Annotated in this window: 15 protein-coding genes; 3 read left to right on the plus strand and 12 right to left on the minus strand. The window is 33.6% G+C overall.

All coding sequences use genetic code 11. The features are described 5' to 3' along the window. Position 1 precedes the first annotated feature (1 nt). Positions 2 to 511 (plus strand): signal peptidase II, encoded by a 510-nt coding sequence (lspA, locus tag SJY34_RS09000; RefSeq protein WP_400074893.1) that lies wholly within the window; start codon positions 2 to 4, stop codon positions 509 to 511. On the opposite strand, the gene SJY34_RS09005 is transcribed toward lspA, so the two are convergent. The 3 genes from SJY34_RS09005 to SJY34_RS09015 all read right to left on the minus strand — a co-directional run bounded on the left by SJY34_RS09005 (position 506) and on the right by SJY34_RS09015 (position 4070). Beyond that, positions 506 to 1789, minus strand: coding sequence for an amidohydrolase family protein (locus SJY34_RS09005; RefSeq protein ID WP_400074895.1), 1284 nt, complete (start codon positions 1787 to 1789; stop codon positions 506 to 508). The two genes, lspA and SJY34_RS09005, sit on opposite strands and share 6 nt — an antisense overlap. 9 nt (positions 1790 to 1798) lie before the next feature. Then, on the minus strand, positions 1799 to 2818 hold the full coding sequence (gene galE / locus SJY34_RS09010) for a UDP-glucose 4-epimerase GalE (protein WP_400074896.1): 1020 nt from the start codon (positions 2816 to 2818) through the stop codon (positions 1799 to 1801). Positions 2819 to 2909: 91 nt separating this feature from the next. Beyond that, positions 2910 to 4070 carry a DegT/DnrJ/EryC1/StrS family aminotransferase gene (locus tag SJY34_RS09015; RefSeq protein ID WP_400074898.1) on the minus strand — a complete coding sequence of 387 codons (1161 nt, stop codon included), beginning with the start codon at positions 4068 to 4070 and terminating at the stop codon, positions 2910 to 2912. A 125-nt stretch (positions 4071 to 4195) separates the two neighbouring features. Between SJY34_RS09015 and SJY34_RS09020 the strand changes: the two genes are divergently transcribed. Continuing rightward, the gene (locus tag SJY34_RS09020; protein ID WP_400074900.1) at positions 4196 to 5431 is read left to right on the plus strand and encodes a 3-deoxy-D-manno-octulosonic acid transferase; all 1236 of its coding nucleotides are present in this window, start codon (positions 4196 to 4198) and stop codon (positions 5429 to 5431) included. Positions 5432 to 5529: 98 nt separating this feature from the next. After that, a complete protein-coding gene (locus tag SJY34_RS09025) occupies positions 5530 to 5943 on the plus strand; it encodes a hypothetical protein (RefSeq protein WP_400074902.1) in 414 nt (137 codons plus the stop codon). Positions 5944 to 6016: 73 nt separating this feature from the next. Here SJY34_RS09025 and SJY34_RS09030 read toward each other — a convergent pair whose 3' ends face one another. The 9 genes from SJY34_RS09030 to SJY34_RS09070 all read right to left on the minus strand — a co-directional run bounded on the left by SJY34_RS09030 (position 6017) and on the right by SJY34_RS09070 (position 19614). Beyond that, complete coding sequence (locus SJY34_RS09030) at positions 6017 to 7015, minus strand: LacI family DNA-binding transcriptional regulator (protein ID WP_400074904.1); 999 nt, start codon at positions 7013 to 7015, stop codon at positions 6017 to 6019. A gap of 73 nt (positions 7016 to 7088) precedes the next feature. Continuing rightward, a complete protein-coding gene (locus SJY34_RS09035; RefSeq protein ID WP_400074906.1) occupies positions 7089 to 8375 on the minus strand; it encodes a T9SS type A sorting domain-containing protein in 1287 nt (428 codons plus the stop codon). A 264-nt stretch (positions 8376 to 8639) separates the two neighbouring features. Then, the gene (locus SJY34_RS09040) at positions 8640 to 9524 is read right to left on the minus strand and encodes a glycosyl hydrolase family 17 protein (protein WP_400074908.1); all 885 of its coding nucleotides are present in this window, start codon (positions 9522 to 9524) and stop codon (positions 8640 to 8642) included. A 17-nt stretch (positions 9525 to 9541) separates the two neighbouring features. Next, a complete protein-coding gene (locus tag SJY34_RS09045) occupies positions 9542 to 10456 on the minus strand; it encodes a glycosyl hydrolase family 17 protein (RefSeq protein ID WP_400074910.1) in 915 nt (304 codons plus the stop codon). 12 nt (positions 10457 to 10468) lie between these two features. After that, positions 10469 to 12034, minus strand: coding sequence for an MFS transporter (locus tag SJY34_RS09050; protein WP_400074912.1), 1566 nt, complete (start codon positions 12032 to 12034; stop codon positions 10469 to 10471). A gap of 11 nt (positions 12035 to 12045) precedes the next feature. Continuing rightward, on the minus strand, positions 12046 to 13539 hold the full coding sequence (locus SJY34_RS09055; protein ID WP_400074913.1) for a glycoside hydrolase family 30 beta sandwich domain-containing protein: 1494 nt from the start codon (positions 13537 to 13539) through the stop codon (positions 12046 to 12048). Positions 13540 to 13566: 27 nt separating this feature from the next. Continuing rightward, a complete protein-coding gene (locus SJY34_RS09060; protein ID WP_400074915.1) occupies positions 13567 to 14853 on the minus strand; it encodes a glycosyl hydrolase family 17 protein in 1287 nt (428 codons plus the stop codon). A gap of 2 nt (positions 14854 to 14855) precedes the next feature. Next, a complete protein-coding gene (locus SJY34_RS09065; RefSeq protein ID WP_400074916.1) occupies positions 14856 to 16136 on the minus strand; it encodes a glycosyl hydrolase family 17 in 1281 nt (426 codons plus the stop codon). 13 nt (positions 16137 to 16149) lie between these two features. Further along, a complete protein-coding gene (locus tag SJY34_RS09070; RefSeq protein WP_400074917.1) occupies positions 16150 to 19614 on the minus strand; it encodes a hypothetical protein in 3465 nt (1154 codons plus the stop codon). Between the last annotated feature and the right edge of the window lie 89 nt (positions 19615 to 19703).

Genomic DNA, 19703 nt, shown 5'->3' on the forward strand with positions numbered 1-19703 from the left:
TTTGAATAGAAACTTATTTATCGTACTCCTAATAGTATTTAATATTGCTATTGACCAAATTTCTAAAGTTATAGTTAGAACTACTATGGTTAGAGGAGGTAAAGGTGAAATTAACGTCATAAAAGATTACTTTCAATTGATATGGGTTGAAAATCAAGGAGCTTTCTTAGGTATGGGAAGTAACATGAATCCTACTTTAAAACTCATTTTTCTCCTTATATTACCCACTTTAGTTCTTGGTTATGTAATCTATTACATATTTAAAACAAAAGAATTAGACCGTTTAAGTTTAATCGCCTTTTGTTGTATTATTGGTGGAGGTATTGCAAATGTATTTGATCGTATCGTGTTTGGTGAAGTGACAGATTTCTTTTTTATAAAAATTACAGAAACGATCAAAACAGGTATATTTAATGTGGCTGACCTTTCTGTTACAACAGGAATGATTATGTTATTATTTAGTGGTCTTTTTGGTAATAAGAAAAAAGAAACTATAGATTCTAAATTATAATTGCTGTTTGTAAATCACACCATTTTTCATAACAAAAGTAACATTCTCCATCGTTGAAATCTTTTTTGTTGGGTCATCATCAACAGCAATGATATCTGCTAAATAACCTGCGTTTATCTGACCTAGTTGATTCTCCATTTTTAAAATCATAGCATTTGTAACGGTTGCACTTTGTAGAGTTTCCATTTCTGGCATACCTGCTTCTACCATATAACTAAATTCTTTACCATTATCTCCATGGTAAAACACAGCTGCATCTGTACCAAAGGCAATACCAACTCCTGCTTTGTAAGCTCTACCAAACATGTCTTGAATTTTAGGACCAATATCTAAGGCCTTAGGAACTATAATCTCAGGATAGTACCCTTTAATCTTTGCTTTTTCTGTAACAAATTTTCCCGCAGTAATTGTTGGCACTAAATATACATCGTGCTTTTTCATAAGTTCCATAGTTTCAGAACTCATTAATGTACCGTGTTCTATTGTTTTTACTCCTCCTAAAATAGCACGTTGCATTCCTTCGTCACCATGCGCATGAGCCGCTACATGAAAACCATAATCTTCCGCAGTTTCACAAATGGCTTTTATTTCTTCTACGGAAAACTGAGGATTTTGTCCACTCTTAGCAACACTCAATACACCACCTGTTGCAGTAATCTTAATTAAATCCGCTCCGTTTTTATAACGCTGTCTCACCGCTTTTTTAGCATCTTCTACACCATTAACAACACCTTCTTTGGGACCTGGATTACCCATAATACTTTTCTTAGCACCATTTGTTGGGTCAGCATGTCCTCCAGTTGTGGCTAACGCCTTTTCTGCTGTAAAAATCCTTGGACCATCTATTTTTCCAGAATTTATGGCATTTCTAAGAGCAACATTTACACCAGAACCTCCTAAATCCCTTACTGTTGTAAAACCATTCATTAATGTAATTTCGGCATAACTAACAGAGTTAAAAGCCACATCGGCATCATTTAATGTATAATCTTCTAAATAGGATTTTGGATTAGTTTCGCTTTCAATATGCACATGCATGTCAATTAAACCTGGCATTACGATTTTAGATTTTAAATCAACAACTGTATCTTTTGAATTCTTAGAGTTAACATAACCGTTTTCAACAGAAATAATTTTATTGCCAGAAACTACAATTGTTTTTTCTGTAAGTACTTTACCAGATTTGGTATCAATTAATTTACCACAATGTAAGTACGTATTTTGTGCGGTAAGTGATACTGTAAATAGTAATATTAAGATTCGTAGTAAAGCTCGCATATCTAATTTTTATTTGTTTCTAATTTTTTGTTCCCATTTCCATGCCGAAGCCATGGCATCATCTAAAGTCAACTGTGTTTTCCAACCTAAAATATTATTGGCCTTGGAAGTTTCTGCATAAGCAGAAATAATATCTCCTTCTCTTCTATCTACAATTTCATATTTTAAAGATTTATTTGAAACACGCTCAAATGCATGAATAGCTTCTAGAACTGAACTCCCTACTCCTGTACCGAGATTAAAAAATTCAAAATTAGAATCATTTTTCCCAGTCAATAAACGCTGTAAAGCCACAACATGTGCTTTGGCTAAATCTACAACATGAATATAATCTCTGATACACGTCCCATCTGGAGTTGGATAATCTCCTCCAAAAACAGAAAGCTGATCTCGCATACCTAGACCAGTTTGAGTAATGAAAGGTACTAAGTTTTGAGGAACACCAATTGGCAATTCACCTATCTCAGCCGATGGATGGGCTCCAATAGGATTAAAATAACGCAACGCTATTGCATTAAAATCTCCATTTACTTTGCATGTATCTCTAATAATTTCTTCACCAATTTGCTTGGTGTTTCCATAGGGTGATTCTGCGGGTTTTACAGGAGCATTTTCTGTAATTGGCAATTCATCAGCTTGTCCATAAACTGTACAAGAAGAGCTAAAAATAAAATTCTTTTTATTGAGCTTAGTCAATTCCTGAAGCACATAAACTAATGTATTGATATTATTTTCATAATACATTAGAGGCTCATTTACACTTTCACCAACGGCTTTACTTGCAGCAAAATGAATAACTCCAGCAATATCATTATGGTGATTAAAAAAATCTTGAACTTCTGATTTTACCTTTAAATCTAATTTTTTAAAAAGTGGTTTCTTATTCGTGATTGCAGTAATACCCTCTAAAACCTCTGCAGAAGAATTGGATAAATCATCAATGATAACAACGTCAAAGCCTTCATTCTGTAATTCAACAACGGTATGTGATCCTATAAAGCCTAAACCACCTGTAACTAAAATTTTCATTCGTTTATATTTATTGTCTTTTCAGTCTCATTGAACATTTACAGAAACATATCGCAAAGTAACTGAATACATATTTGAGAATATTTTATATTTAAGAATTACTATTTATAAAGTTAAGAACTGTACTTGTAATAAATTCAATCTGTTCTTCATCAAGTTCCGTATGCATTGGAAGAGAAATCACTGATTTTACCAATTGATTGGTAACAGTGAAATCAGTTTCATTATATCGCTCATCCATATATGCTTTCTGTCTGTGTAATGGTATGGGATAATACACACCACACGGAATATTTTTTTCCTGTAAATGCGCAACTAAAGCGTCTCTATCTACTCCCATTAAATTAAGCGTATATTGATGAAATACATGGCAATCACAGGTCTCGCATATACTGTTACATTGACTTCTTCCACTTGGAATAGTGATTTTTGGATGGTCCTTAAAAGCTTCATTATATTTTCTTGCTGCATTTTGTCTTGCTTTATTATAAGCATCAAGATGTGGTAATTTCGCATCTAAAACCGCAGCTTGTATAGAATCTAATCTTGAATTTACTCCTACAACATCATGATGGTATCGTTCATACATTCCGTGATTTACGATACCTCTAATTGTATGTGCTAAGTCATCATCATTAGTAAAGATTGCTCCACCATCTCCATAACATCCTAAATTTTTAGATGGGAAAAATGATGTGGAGGCCACATGACCTATAGTCCCAGTTTTAGTTTTAGAACCATCTCTATGCGTATAATCAGCTCCTATGCCTTGAGCATTGTCTTCAATAACATATAAATTGTATTCCTTGGCTAAATCCATTATAGGATCCATTTCTGCAGACAAACCAAATAAATGGACTGGTACAATGGCTTTTGTTTTTGGAGTAATGGCTTCTTTTACAGCATTCACATCAATATTAAAAGTCACAGGATCTACATCTACTAAAACCGGAGTTAACTGCAACAATGCAATAACTTCGACAGTTGCTGCAAAGGTGAAATCTGCAGTTATAACCTCATCACCAGGCTTTAATCCTAAGCCCATCATGGCTATTTGCAAAGCATCTGTTCCATTAGCACATGGAATAACATGTTTTACTCCTAAGTAATTTTCTAGGTTCTTTTGAAATTGATGTACTTTCGGTCCATTGATAAAAGCTGCACTATTCATAACTTCTTCTATAGAAGGATCTACAACATCTTTTATTTTTGCGTATTGACTCTGAAGGTCAACCATTTGAATTTTTTTCATTCTAAAGACAACATTTTTAATGTAGGTATAAAAAAGCATAAAGCTCTTAGCGAAAATACGAAATTGTAATGGCTGAGCCAATGCTTTTAATTGAAAGAACTGTATTTTAGCACAAATCTTTGTTTTTGAAAGGACTCTATTCAATAGGAATTTACGTTGCAAGTTTTCATCTTAAACTTATTGCTCTCTTTAACAATAAATTAAAGCAAGGTGTTGATGGTAGAAAAGAGACTTTTAAAAAACTTAAGCAAAGTATTAGTACTAGCGATAAGACTTTTTGGTTTCACTGTGCTTCATTAGGAGAATACGAACAAGGCTTACCAGTTTTTGAAGCCTTAAAAAAGGAGCATCCTGATTATAAAGTGATTCTATCCTTCTTTTCCCCATCTGGATATGAAGTTCGTAAAACTGCAAAGATTGCAGATGTTGTTGTTTATCTACCTCTAGATACTATAAAAAATGCCAAACGATTTCTTGATATTACTAATCCGGATTATATTCTATTTGTAAAGTACGATATTTGGCCAAACTTTTTACATGAAATAAAGAAACGTCAGTTAAAAGCAGTTCTTATTTCTGCTGTTTTTAGAAAAGATCAAACTTTTTTTAAATGGTATGGTGGTTATATGAAATCTGCTTTATTTGCATTCGACCATATTTTTACCCAAGATGAAAATTCTAAATTCTTGCTTAATAATATTGGTTACAATAGTGTCACCGTTTCTGGTGATACACGTTTTGATCGAGTTGTAAATCAATTAAAGATTGATAATTCTTTGTCGTTTATTAAAAATTTTAAATACAATAAATTATGTATTGTGTTTGGGAGTACTTGGCCGGAAGACGACAAATTATATCTTGATTTTATAAATGCCAACGAGAATTCGGATATCAAATTTATAATTGCTCCACATAACATTAAAACCAGTTATATAACATCCCTTAAATCACAATTAACAATTAAAACTATTTGCTATTCGGATTTGTTGGACCAAAACTTAGCTGGCTACAATGTATTTGTTTTAGACACTATTGGTTATTTAAGCAAAGTTTATAGCTATGCAGATATTGCTTATGTTGGCGGTGGTGCCGGAACTACAGGGTTACATAATATTTTGGAACCAGCAGTTTTTGGGATTCCAATTCTTATTGGGGAAAATTATGAGAAATTTCCAGAAGCAAAGAATCTTATAAAAGAAGGAGGCGTAACATCTATTTCAAGTTCTCAACAATTAGAATCTGTTATAACATCACTTGTAAAAGATAAATCTCTAAGAACAAAACAAGGTAACATAAATAAGAACTTTATTCAAAAAAATAGAGGCGCTGTCATCCAAATACTCAATTACATCCGTATATAGCACAAGTTATGAAACGAATAATTGATGGATTTATGTTAAAAACTCATTAAAATTATTATTTTCGTACATTAACAAAAATTAACACTAAAACTATTAAAATGAAAAAAGTTGTATTAAGTTTAGCACTAGTTGCTGTATTAGGATTATCATTTACATCTTGTAGAGAGACAGCAGAAAAAGCTGGTGATGCAGTAGAAAACGCAGCTGATGCTGCTGGTGAAGCAGTTGATGACGCGGCTGACGCGGCTGGCGATGCCGTAGATAGTGCTGCTGATGCGGTAGAAAATGCTGCTGGTGATGCAGTTGACACTGCAGGCGATGCGGTAGATAACGTAAAAGACGCTGCAGGTGATGCAGTTGATAGTGCTAAGGACGCTGCAGGTAATGCTGTGGATAACGTAAAAGATGCTGCAGGAGACGCAGTTGATAAAGCGAAAGAAGCTGGTAATGACGCTGTTGACGCAGCTAAAAAAGCTGGTAACGATGCTGTAGATAAAGTTAAAGGTAACTAAACTCCTTAAACATAATCATAAAAAGAGGCTGTCTGAAAAGGCAGTCTTTTTTTTGTTGCTAAATGTATAATACCTACTTAGTAGATTCGCTCAATTTAAGTTCACTAGGTAATACTATGGTTTGTAATTGATGATCTTCTGTATTTATATTATCAATTAGTAGTTTTGTAGACATTTCACCTATTTTATGTGCTTTTTGATGAACAATTGAAATTTTAGGACTAGATAAGAGCTGAGTATGCTCGTAACCAAAGCCTATAACAGATAGATCTTTAGGAATATCTTTACTTAATTTTTTAGCCATATTAATAGCCACAATTCCAGTAACATGATCTATTGAAATGATAGCGTCAATTTTATCATTTTTAGATAAAAAATCATAAATGCTTTGCTCAACATCTAAGGCATTATCCAGTTTTAAAATATTTGGTTTTAAATTATGATCTTGTAAAGCCTTGGAATAGCCCAAAGTTCTCAGTTTCCCAACACTAAGTTCTTCAATATTACTGACTAGAAGTATATTTTTTCTATTTTCCTTTTTAATTAAATACTCGGTAGTTTCATAAACAGATTTAAAATCATCAACAATAACTTTATCACATATAATCTCATTTACGACTCTATCAAACATTAAAACTGGTATTTTATTATCTAAAATAGTCTGAATATGCTGTGTTTGCATTTTCACCTGACTTTCTCTCGCGACAGCCATAATGAATCCATCTACACTTCCATTAGACAACAACTCTAAGCTACGTTCTTCTTTATGTAAAGTTTCGTTAGATAAACAAACAATGATGTCATAGTCATTATTGGTAGCGGCCATCTCAATACCATGCAATACCTCAGCAAAAAATGGATTGGTTACTGTTGGTAATATAACACCAATGGTCTTCGTTTTATTGGTTTTGAGTTGTTGGGCAATTCTGTTAGGCTTATAGTTAAGCTTAGCAGCTAATTCTTTAACACGAATTCTAGTCTTTTCACTAATTTCATGACTATCATTTAACGCTTTAGAAACCGTGGATACTGAAATATTTAATAGTGCAGCTAACTCTTTGAGTGTCGTCATTATAATTGATACATTTTGAATAAAAAAAGAGTGTATAATATACACTCTTTTCTCACTACTAAAAAATAAGTTCCTAATTTTTAACCAACTTTACGGTCTTGGTTCCATTAGCTGTAGTAATATTAGCTAAGTAAATACCATCATTTAATTCTGAAGCATTAATTGTAACTTCAGAACGGTTTGGTTGTAGTGTCATAACACGTTTTCCTAAAATATCGTGTACTTCAACACTAGTAATACTACTATTTGATTTTAAATTCCATGTGCTTGTTGTCGGATTTGGAAAAACTTCAAATTTAGTTGATTCAAATTCAGAAGTAGACAAACTATTTGCTGTAAAAATTATATTATCAAAAAACACAATTCCACCTTGTGCAACAGATTGCATAAAAGGATCTACTTTCCACTGAAAAAGGTTAGCCTGAGAAAATCCTAAGCCTGTAAAATAAGTCATAGGTATTTCAACTGTTGTCCATGCTTCATTTACCACAGCTTCATTTGTTCCTACTTCATAATTAAATTCTTCAACACCACCATCGTTATCTATTAGTACAAATCTAAATCCTGGAGTTCCTGAAGACGCCCAATAATTAAAAGAAACAAAGTCATAAGCGGTAAGGTCATCAGGACCTCCTTCACCTTGACCCCAACCTGCTACAGTAAAATTCATTTTTAGTGCATTATTAACACCAGCTGTTGGGTCTAAATCTAATTCGCCCTGTGATGTTCCGAAAGCATAAGCTACAGGAAAATTAGTAGTATAATTATTTGTGTCATTATAAATACTGTAAACTTCTCCATCTGGTGCATTTGGGATTGGTGCTGCTGTAGATGGCTCTGGATCAACAGCGACAGCTCCACCATTTGGTCCATCAATATCATCTATGTAATAAGTTCCAGTTGCTGTGTTTCCCGAACCTGAATCAGTAAAAATAACTAAGACTGGGTATTCATTACCAAGTCCTGCGCCAAAATCAACACTTACCGTTTGCCATCCAGCAACTGTGGTATCAAAAAATAATTCTACTGCGCCAGATGATCCACCTTCAAGTTTCAATAAATGAGTTCTAGTAGTGGCATCGGGTGCCCAAATTTCCATTGAAATGGTATTGTTGTTGTCGTCAGAAAGATCTACAAATGTATCGAGGTTAATTGCAGCTCCATCAAAATCAACACCAGCACCAATCATCTCTAATACTTGATTAGTACCGTCGGTTGGATCAGTTACAACACTTGCCGCTGTTCCATTGAAACCTCCGAAGTTATCATCTTCCGGAACTTCAAAATCTAAAGGTAATGACTGTGAATAACCTAACAAGCCTAATGACAATGAAAGGATTAAAAGAGTAGTTTTTCTCATAATTTTTGATTTTAAATGATTATTATTTAATTATTGATAATTTTTATATGAATCTCTTAAAGATATTTAATTAATTCTTAATATTTGATAATATTACCTTAACAAAAAACATACACCGGTTCTTCTATAAAAAAACGAGTCTAAATAATGACACAACTTATATAAATAAAGGCTTAATCAGTCTATTTATAAAGTTATTAATATAATTAAGCATCTCGTTTGTAGTGGTAATGTTGTGTTCCATAATAACAGTTTGAGTTGTTGTTAATATTTAAGCTTCTCGTTTTTATCCCAGATTCCCCAAAAAGCACCTACATCACCTTCTCCACCAACTTTCCAAGACTCATCAAATGACGAAAAATAAAATATTTCTATATCCTCTTCTCTTGACCATTTTTGTGTGTTAATAAAATACTTTATGGCATTTTCTTCAGAAGGAAATGCTCCTTGCAAACTTGAACCTTGACTTGGCCAACCTGTTTCGGTTATTATAACCTTCTTACCATTACCAGCTCGTAAAGCTCTATTATACATATCCTTCATATAAAGCAAAGCGTAGTCTTGATCACAACCTTCCCAAAACGGATAGCAATTCGCTAAAATAATATCACATGCTTCAGTAATATTAGGACGATCAGTAAATTCATAATAAGCATCGACATAACCCACAGGAATATTCTTAACAACTCTTTTTACGCTATAGATATGTTCTATTAATTCTTCTTCTGATAAATCACCACGATACATAACTTCATTTCCTACTGCTGCAACATCTGCATAACCTTGATTAGAAAGTTCAATTAGTCCAGCAATTTCATTTTCATTAATTTCAAGATTATCTCCTAACCAAGCGCCAACCAATGTTTTCATTCCCATTTCTTTAGCAATTACAGGAATAAGTTCGTTGCCTTCAGTACATGAAAATGAACGAATCCAATTTGTATATGGTTTCATTATTTCTAATCTACGACGTATTTGTCCTTCTGATAAACGATCACCAGGTTGTTGCCCTTCTTCATAGGGACTAGCACACAAGCCATGCATACCAGATTTTAAAGTTTTTTTAAACAGCTTTCGTAAATCTTCAATTGATTTACCAGCATAGTCTATGGATGCTAATGCAAAAAACTTTTCTTCTCTTAAAGACATAACATTACGCTTATGTTTTAGTATTTAAGTTTTTCATGCTTATCCCAAAGTCCCCAATATGCACCTACATCACCTTCATCTCCTGTTTTCCAAGACTCGTCAAAAGAAGAAAAATAGAAAATTGGTATATCGTTTTCTTTGGTCCAGTTTATGGTATCTATAAAGTACTTCATTGCTGCAGCTTCATCAGCAAAAGCACCTTTATAACTTCCTCCTTCACTTGGCCAGCCTGTTTCTGTAATAATAATTGGTTTCCCCTGTGCTGCATCTACAACTTGGCCATACATAGCCTGCATATGACCTAATGAATACTCTATAGGACAACCTTCCCAAAACGGATATAAATTAGCCAGTAATACATCTGTATTTTCAACTAATTCTGGGTGACGAGAAAACTCATAATAAGCATCTACATAACCTACAGGTATATCCAAGCCTTGTAAGGCATCTTTTACACGCCTAATATAACCTAACAATTCATCTAGTGTCAAATCATTACGATATAAGACTTCGTTACCCACTGCAGCTACATCTACATTCCCAGCTTTAGCAAGGGAAATTAACCCTTCAATTTCTTTTTCATTATCCCCCTTATCATCACTTAACCAAGCACCAACCAATGTTTTTAAGCCTTGCTTTTTTGCAGCTACAGGAACATGTTCATTACCTTCAATACACGAAAAAGAACGTATAGCTTCAATATGAGGTTTTAAAATCTTGACACGCCGTTCAACTTGTTCAAAACTAATATCATCGCCAGGATTTTGTCCATCTTCATACATACTAAAGCATATACCATGAAAACCATTTTCCATAGTTTTAAGCCATAGGCTTTTTAATTCTTCGAATGAAAGTTTTGATAAATCAATACCTTGTGTAGCAATTTGACTATAGCCTTTGTATTTATAGTAGGATTCTTCTCTGTATGACATTTAAACATTTTTTTATAATTCGCCTCTTCTTTCTATTAGTTCGGCTTTTATTTCTCTTGCTCTATCTTCGTTTAGGTTATACTTCCACATAGCCCATATCGCCAACGCTGCTGTTGCTGATGGCACTATTATATCTGCTATTCTAAGATTAGTCATCGTCTCTATGGATTGTTCTGTTGCATTAGGATCAAAGCCAACAATACTCAAAATAACTCCACCTAAAACAAGTGCTATAGACTGACCTATTTTTACCATTAACCAATATATTGCACCAAAAGTACCTTCTTTTCTAGGCATCCCATTTTCTAATTCATCTAAATCACATACATCTGCCGTCATAGACATCATTAATGTAAACAATCCTCCCATTCCAAAAGCAAACAAAGGAATTGGTAAAAATATAAGCCATGGAATTTCACTACCTGGATCTATGCTAAACCAAGACATCCCAATATTATCTAACACTGGGTTTAAGGATTCAAAAACAGATCCTACACCTGAATTTAAACTTTTGCCTAATCCTGTTTGGCTAAATTGACTATTTAATTCTTTATCAAATCCCCACCATTTTAAAACATACCCTACAATAGATAATACTGTAGAAATTATAAATGCTTTTTTCTTTCCCCATTTATTTGCCATTCTTGTAATTATAGGTATTACAATAAATGCCGTTATTATTGCATTAATGGTATTAAACCAAGCTGGCCAAGTCCCTGCCATTTCATAACTTCCGTTGTACATATAAAACACAATGATGAAAACACCGAACGCAGCTACCAGTTGAAACCCGTTAAAAACCAAAAATGTAGCGCCACATAGTTTCATAAAAGGTTTGTTTTTAGTCACTTGTTTAATACCTGCCAACAATTCTTTCATATTCGCTGCCAGTGATTTGAAATTAATTTCTTTTCTATTCTTCATGTGTGAAGAATCTATACCCTTACAAAACAATGCTGGTAGAATTCCAAATACTATGCACATTACACCAACAATAAGGGCCATTGTACGAACACCCTCTGTTTGCGTATTAAAAGTATTTGAATCTGGAATAATTACATATAGCCAAGGCACAATCATCCATGCAATTTGACCCATGGTATTAGAAAAGGCCATTAACCGTGTACGCTCATTATAATCCGAAGTCATTTCATATCCAAGACCCACCAAAGGAGTTGCAAACATGGTATTTCCAATTAGGAATAGCAATTGAAGAATCATTACATGCCAAATGATATAGGATTGGGAAGCATCATCATCAATTTGCCACATAAAAAAGAACAGTATTCCACTTATGATTGCTCCTACGAAAATATAAGGTCTTCGTCTTCCCCATCGCGATTTAGTGTTATCCGAAATGAAACCCATTATCGGATCTGTTATGGAGTCAAATATTCTTGGTAAACCACCCAAAAGTCCTGCCCATAAGGGGTCTACTCCCCAAGCCGTAAGTAAGAAGAATTGAATAAAAACACCTAGAGTTCCAGGTAAAATATTCAATATAAAATGACCTGCACCAAAGGCAGCCTTTTGCCCAACTGGGACTTTATCTTTTGCAGCAGTTTTAATATTCGACATAATTGTTGTTTTTAATTAGTTGGTATTATTAAAGTCTGAATAGCTTGTGCGCTTATTCCTATATTTATACTCTTATCATTAAGATTTAAATTATAGTTTTTAGTGGATTTACCTTCATTAAAAATCACTACAGCTATTGAACCATCAGTATTTTTAGCAGCTGTAACCATTAAATCATCATCTGTCTTATCCACGCCAATTACTTCTGCTCCAGGTCTTATATATTTACTGAAATGTGACATCGTATAATACAATGGCGTAAAATAAACCTCATCTGCGTCTGGATCTACAATTACTGGTGCAATACACCAATTTTTGAACCAATTTGGTCCGCCTTCTCTATCCAGAACCATATTCCAATCTACCCAACCGTCTACCCAGTTATTTAAACATCCAATGATGTCTCGTGCATAGCGATTGACTGGTGCATATTTTGGGTGTAAATGTTTGTCTTTTTCTGGTGCCCATGTCCAACCCCAATCTGTTGCTTCTTTTTTCCAATACCAAGCGTCATCTTTCCATACAGGTGTTTCTGCATCTACACAAGCCTCTGACTGTATCAAAAGTTTATTTGGTGCTTTATTATGCGCATTTTGTAATTCTTCAGGGAAAACTTCATAAGTACTGGCATACCAGTGAATAGCCGTTCCATCAAAGTATTTAGATGTTTCTTCATTTTTAAATTGAGAATCCACCCATTCTTTTAAATGTTCTCTATTTTGATCATAACCTAAAATTTTCAAATCTCCTTTTCCATCTGCTTCTAACTTAGGACCTAAATGATTCATAACGAAATTGGTCATTTCATCAGGTGAATAATGCATACTTTCCCAATTATTACCATTTCCAAGAGGTTCGTTTTCTACCGTAAAGCCCCAAATATCAATACCTTCAGATTTGTATGCGTCAGCGTATTTTGAGAAGAATAATGCCCAAGTATCATAATACTCTGGTAATAACTTCCCTCCTACCCATTCTTTGTTATCTTTCATCCAAGGAGAAGCGGTCCAAGGCGAACCAAATATTTTAAAACCTTCCTTTGATACAGCCATGGCGTCTTTAATAAACGGAATTAAATCATCTTTATCTTCTTCAATTGTAAAATGTTCTAATTCTGTATCTCCTTCAACTGGTGCATAAGAATACTGCCCTAATGAAAAGTCACAAGAGTTCATATGTGTTCTGGTTAATGAATAGGCCGCTCCTGACTCACCAAAGTAAGCTTCAATAATTTTTCCTCTATTTTTCTCACTCAACTTATTTAATAAATATGCTGAAGATTCTGTAAATGCTCCTCCAAACCCTGTAATCGTCTGGTATTTCTTTTCTGGATTTAAAGTAATTGTAGAAGTATCTTCCGAAACCGCAAAGTCTGTTACAAGTGTTAACCTATTTCCATTAGCTGATGTCTCAAACACCTCTACTTTTAATCGCTCTTGTTTATCAGTACAACTCATAATTAATAAGGCTAAGAATAAAGTCGAAAAATAGTTACTTAGTTTCATCTAATTATTAATTTAATATGCTCATGTTTATTGCTTAACAGGTGGAACCAAAACATCCTTCATCATTGCCTCCTTTTCACCATTATAGGTTTTAGTAATCTCATTTCCATTTCTGGTTAAACCATTAAATGTCCCTCTATCAACTTCATCCCAAAGCACATACTTTGCTTTTCCATCTACTTTAAATAAACCAAAATGTTTTTCTGAATTTCCTGAATTTTCTCCACCTTTCCATGGTTCGTCAAATCCTTCAAAATAAAAACAAGATAGTCCTGCTTTATTAGTCCACTCACGCATGTGCTTATAATAAAGTGCCTCTTTATACTCATCGCATGCTTTAGATCCTTCTGCGCCATAATGACCATCTGAAAAACTTGCCCAACCTGTTTCACCAATATGTATTGGCTTATTAACACCGAGACTTTCCATATAGGCTTTGACAGATTCATATTGAGCAATGGCATAGTTTTTAGATCTTAACATCGACGCATCAATTTTCTCTAAATCGGTCATGTTTTCATCGTCAAAAGACTTTTGCCAAAAATCTGGCTGATAATGTGTGTCGTGCATAGGATAGGTGTGCATTGAGATAAAATCTACGGCTTTTATTAATTTATTTAAATCTTCTACATGGTACTCTTCTCCGCCACCTCCCCAAGACGCAAAGTTATCTGAACTCGTAATCCATAAGTCTCTTGGTAATTTGTTTTCTTTTTTTAAGTTTTGAAGATGATTAACCCATTTTAAAATAATCCATGGTTCTACATAATAACTTGTAGCCCATTTAACCATAGCCTCATTACCTACTGCTATTACTTTTACTATATCTGGATATTGGTTTGCCAGTGCTACAGCTCTAGCTATCTCAGCAGGATTCTCTTCATTTTCTTCGCTATGAACCGGCTCACCATTTTCCCAATTAAATGCATTTTTACAATCTACCCATGCTCCTAACATTACGTACATTTCAAAATTAGGATCTTCTTTTTTTATGTCGCTAATGACTTTTACCAGATTAGCAGCTTGCGGTTTAAGTAGCTTATAAGTACGGATTAGCTTTACACCCATTGCCGATAAAATTTTCATGTCCTCTTTTAGTTCATTCAATGTAGGCTCTATGGTATGGTCTGCATATCTGTAACCACCATAAGACATTGCTAAATATTCTGGATTACCTAAAATATCTTTTGCAGACTTTTCATTCATAGAAACTTCTTCTTTGACATCATTCTTTTTAACTTTATTGCAAGATCCAATAATACCGATTATTAGAATCAGTGCACAAATTTTAATAATTGATAAATAATTTTTCATAATTAATGCAATACACTATTAGCTAATGGAGGAACTTGAGTCTCCAATAATAAATCTTCTTTGTTACCATTAAATGTTTTAGATATGGTTTTCCCATCTCTTGTTAAGCCTTTAAAAACATCTTTATCTACTAAATCCCATAAGGCGTATTTTGCTTGCCCATCGTAGGTTAATAGTCCGAAATGATTTTCAGAACCACCTTTATTATTAGCATCTTTCCAAGGTTCATCAAACGCTTCGAAATAAAAACAAGAAACTTGTTCTTTATGACTCCAGTCTCTAATAAGTTTATAATATTTACCAGACTTTAACTCATCAGCGGCTTTAGACCCATGGACACCATAATGTCCATTAGAATGTGTCGCCCAACCAGTTTCTCCTATATGAACAGGTTTATTTAACCCTAAGCTTTTAACAAAGTTTATAACACCATGGTATTGATTTGTCGCAAACTCAAGAGCACGCTGCATTCCTGCTTCAACTTTTTGCGTGTTTGGTAAATTCGATTCATTGTTAGGAACCAGCCAAAATTCAGGGTTATAGTGAGAGTTATGCATTGGGTATGTATGCATAGATATATAATCTACAGCTTTTATAAGGTCAATTAAATCCTCAGTGCGATATATAGGATCACCACCACCCCATGAAGAAAAATCATCTGAGGTTGTAATCCATAAATCTTTTGGAAGCTCCCCATTCTTTTTCAATTCTTGACAATGGTTCACCCATTTCAGAATAACATTAGGACGTACAAAGTAACTCGTTGCCCAATGCACCATAGCTTCGTTTCCAACCGCTATAATCTTAACAATATCTGGATACGCCTTTGCCAATGCCACCGCTCGATCTATCTCTGCTGTATTATGTTCACTTTCAACTTCATGATTAGGTACATGACCGGTCCATGCGTTGTGGCAATCAATCCATGCACCTAACATCACATACATTTCGAAAGAAGGGTCTTCTTTTTTTAATTCACTTATAGCCTTTAGAACATTAGATGCATGCGCAAATTGCACATTATATGTTCTTAAAACTTTAATATTCATTGCATGAAGTATTTTCATGTCTTCTTTAATCTGATCTATAGTAGGTTGTATTTCTCTCGTAGGTTTACGATAACCTCCATATGAAATGGCTGAGTAATCTGGATTTCCTAATATATCTTTAGCTGTCACTTCTTCTTCTGTTTGGGTTGTAAACGTTTTATTCTTTCTCTTTTCATTGTAAGACATCATAAATGCTGTAATTACTGTTGGCAATATGATTGATCTTTTTTTCATTAGTCTTGTTCCTTTATTTTAGGTAACTCGAATCAACACATGCAATAATTTTAATTACTTCACCTGTTCGCATAAAAATTTGTTCGCTTGTTGAAGCATCTACTATTAAACTTTCTATCATTTTAGAGCTACCGTCCTTAAAATATATTTCTAGACTGTCTTTCTCTGATATTTGATATACAATTGGTACTTGGCAGTAGGTAAATCCTAATGATCCTGCTTCCATCTGAATACACTTTCTTTCCTTAAATAGGTCTACATATTCAAAACTTGTAGCTTCAGTAAAAAACTCATCTTTTCTCAATAGACTAGGATTAAAGAACAGCTTACCCTTAGAAACAAATATTCCTAATTCACCAAATCGGCTTAAAATATCTTCTTTTACTTGCCCAGTCATTCCTGGTTGTTGTGCCCCTTTACCTCCTGGTGTATGCGAATACGGATCGGTAGGAAAAGCACCATATAACTCAGGTGATTTATGTACACCAATACCTTCGTTAATTTCATAGAAATGCTCTAATAAATGACCTACAATAACTTCATTCTCACCATCATTCACAGCTTCTATACAACACTCTTGAACTGCCAACAGCAACTTAGAAACCATGTGCCAATAAATTGAACCTAATCCTTCATAACCATAAAAGGTACCTGATCTGCCTGTAAAAGCCTTGTGATTAAAAACAGCTTCAAAGGCTTGTAAAACTTTTGGAAAATCAGGCTCTAAAAGCGATTGATATTTGGTTTCTGAAAGTTTTGCTAAGGCAGCAGAAACATCACTTGCATTTTTAAAATTACCATTAAAATGATATTCTCCGTTGACATCTTTTTCGATGATTTGAACATTTCCATCCTTTACTAATTGCTGTAATAATTTTGAAGATAACACAGCATCTTCAGAAATTGTATTCCTATCTAAAAATCCTTTAAGCTCTTTATTAGGATAGAGTAAATAACTGTACTGATCTGCTCTAAAAAGTTTACTTTGCTTTAATGCATTTAAAACATCTAATGTTTCAGTAGCATTTAAATACCCTGAACTTAAAACTGCTACCTGACCCTCTAACATTTCGCTTAAGTAAGAAATAGAAACTGAATTATCAGTATTTACAGTCATTAAGTTATAAGCATGATACAAATTATCTGAACGCTTGTTTGCTTTTATTGAATGCTCTAAATAAGATTTACTAATCGTAACAAAGGTTTTTAGCTTACAAATTGAAAGTGTTGATTTTCTTCCAGAAAAAGCATAATTATAAATGTGAGTTCTATAATCACTACCTGCTTTGCCTAAGCCATCCAATATTACTTTTTTATCAGTATCATTAATTGAACCTGACAATAAATTTTTGTTGTTTTCAAAAGTCTCTAATACACTATTAAAGAAATCATATATTTCATTGGAAATTTCTACATCATCAATATTCGAGGTAGAAAGTAAGTCTTCAAAGAAATTAAAAAATCTACGCAAATAATAAAGCGTTACCATCGACACACCATTTCCAACTAGTGCATTATTTGCATCATTCCATTCTGGACGCTGTGTATTCATCCAAATTCCACCTTCAGGAACAAAGTTTGACAGCTTTGCTAAAGAAGTTGCTAATATTTTTTCTACAAAATTTGCCTTGATAATGAATCTATTCTCATCTCTAAGCAACGCTCCATCAGCTCCTAACTGTTCTCGTTCTTCATGAATTTTGTGATCTAATGCATCATCAAAAACAATAGTGTCTTTTGGATTTTTTAATAAGTCTTCGTAAGGCTTTATTTTATAAGGCACGTTAGCATAAACAAATAAATCTTTTGTGAAGAAACTTTCTAATTTACCTGGCTTGTGGTTATTGATAAATTCTAAAAACTTAAGCAAGTATATAATTTGATGATCTCCCCAATATCCAATGTAAGACCATGGATCATCTGGTTCAATAGTTTCCCAATCAAAACCACCTTTTGTTACTCGGTATGGATTATAACCATCAAAAGTAGTTGCATTTAAAAACTTGTGAATCATACTTTCAATAAACTCAGGATATGAATGCGCTAAGGCTTCCCAATTTTGAAAGATATCTCTCCAGTTACCTTCGTAATCCAATATTTTAGAACCGTCTATTTCACTTCTGGTATTAATAGAGAATTTATTCCAAGGTCGGCTTGGATCACCATGACGACGGCTAAATTTTAATGGCATATACTCTAAACAAAGACGTCTAAAGTTTTTGTCGTCACTGTTGTATGCTATTTTTTTTATGTCTGATAATGAAAATACTTCTGGAAGCGAATCTAAAACACCTTCTGATGTTCGTGCTACTTTTTTATTTGCATTGACAAGATAATTTCTGAAATCCCATTTCTCAATTTGATACCCATCATCAAAAATCCCACCACGCATAATGTTGAATAGTGTATTAGCAAAATGGCGTGTATCTCTTAAACTATCTGCGGTAAATTGAATAGCATCTGATGCTGCATTTAGTTCAACAAGTCGCGTTGTTCCTAAATCTATATTCTCATTTACTTTATTAATTAAAGACTCGTCTTCTCTTATTTTTTTAGACAATAAAGCAATATCAGAATGGTCTTGATTTACGTTAGCAACCAGTATCCATTCTTTATAGGCATCAGCCGATAGTTCTATTTCAGTAGAAACAAAATAGGCCCCTTTTTCAGCTTTTACATCTACTTCTTGATTTACATCTAGTCCAGATCTAAAACTATTTAATTGTAAAGAAGAGACCAAATATTTTGGATTTTCTAGACCTAAGGACCAAACAACATTGGCTTTTAAAGCTTCACTAGCTTCTGCTTTATCTACAAGAATAGCGCTAAGTGCATAGATACCTAGACCAGTAGCTTCTTCTAATTCATTACGTTTATAAGCATCTACTAAATTACTAGACTGATTTTGAATATCGCTACCGATACTGGCAGGCATAATATTCTGAATACCGTCTACAAATGTTACTTTAACAGATTCTTCAGAAGTGTTTATTAATTTAGAGGTCTTTACAAAACCATATTTGTTACTAGAGCTCCATTGATATCTAAATATCAATTCTAAATCGTGATTGATTTCTTCAAAGATTATTTTGTTTCCAAATCTATGTTTATAAAGGTTTTGAGTCGTAGTATATCTGCCTAAGGATCTAATCGCTAAAGGTTCCCACATAAATTCCTGTCCGCCTTTCTGTACTTTGAAGATTGATTTGTTCCCGGTTATATCAACAGACTCAGTAATTTTATCATCTGTATAATAAGGGAATAAAGCATATTCGGAATTTTTACGTCCTGCTGTTAGCCCTCCATTGCTAGATATAAACATCCAGTGATTAGAATCACTGACGATGCTCATAAAGAATGGACGCATTTCATCGCTATTAGAAATTTTAAAATAGTTTTCGTTATCTATAGAAATAGATTCTAGGGCTATGTCTTTATTTTGTGTGTTTATAAATTTCAAGGTATCAGTAACATTCATTATCAATTTACTTTAATAGTATATTGGTTTATAAAAGGTCTAAAAAGGCCAAGAAACAAAGGTTCTTGACCTTATGCAATTTGTAAATT

This window comes from Winogradskyella sp. R77965 (genome assembly GCF_044594915.1).
GTDB lineage: Bacteria > Bacteroidota > Bacteroidia > Flavobacteriales > Flavobacteriaceae > Winogradskyella.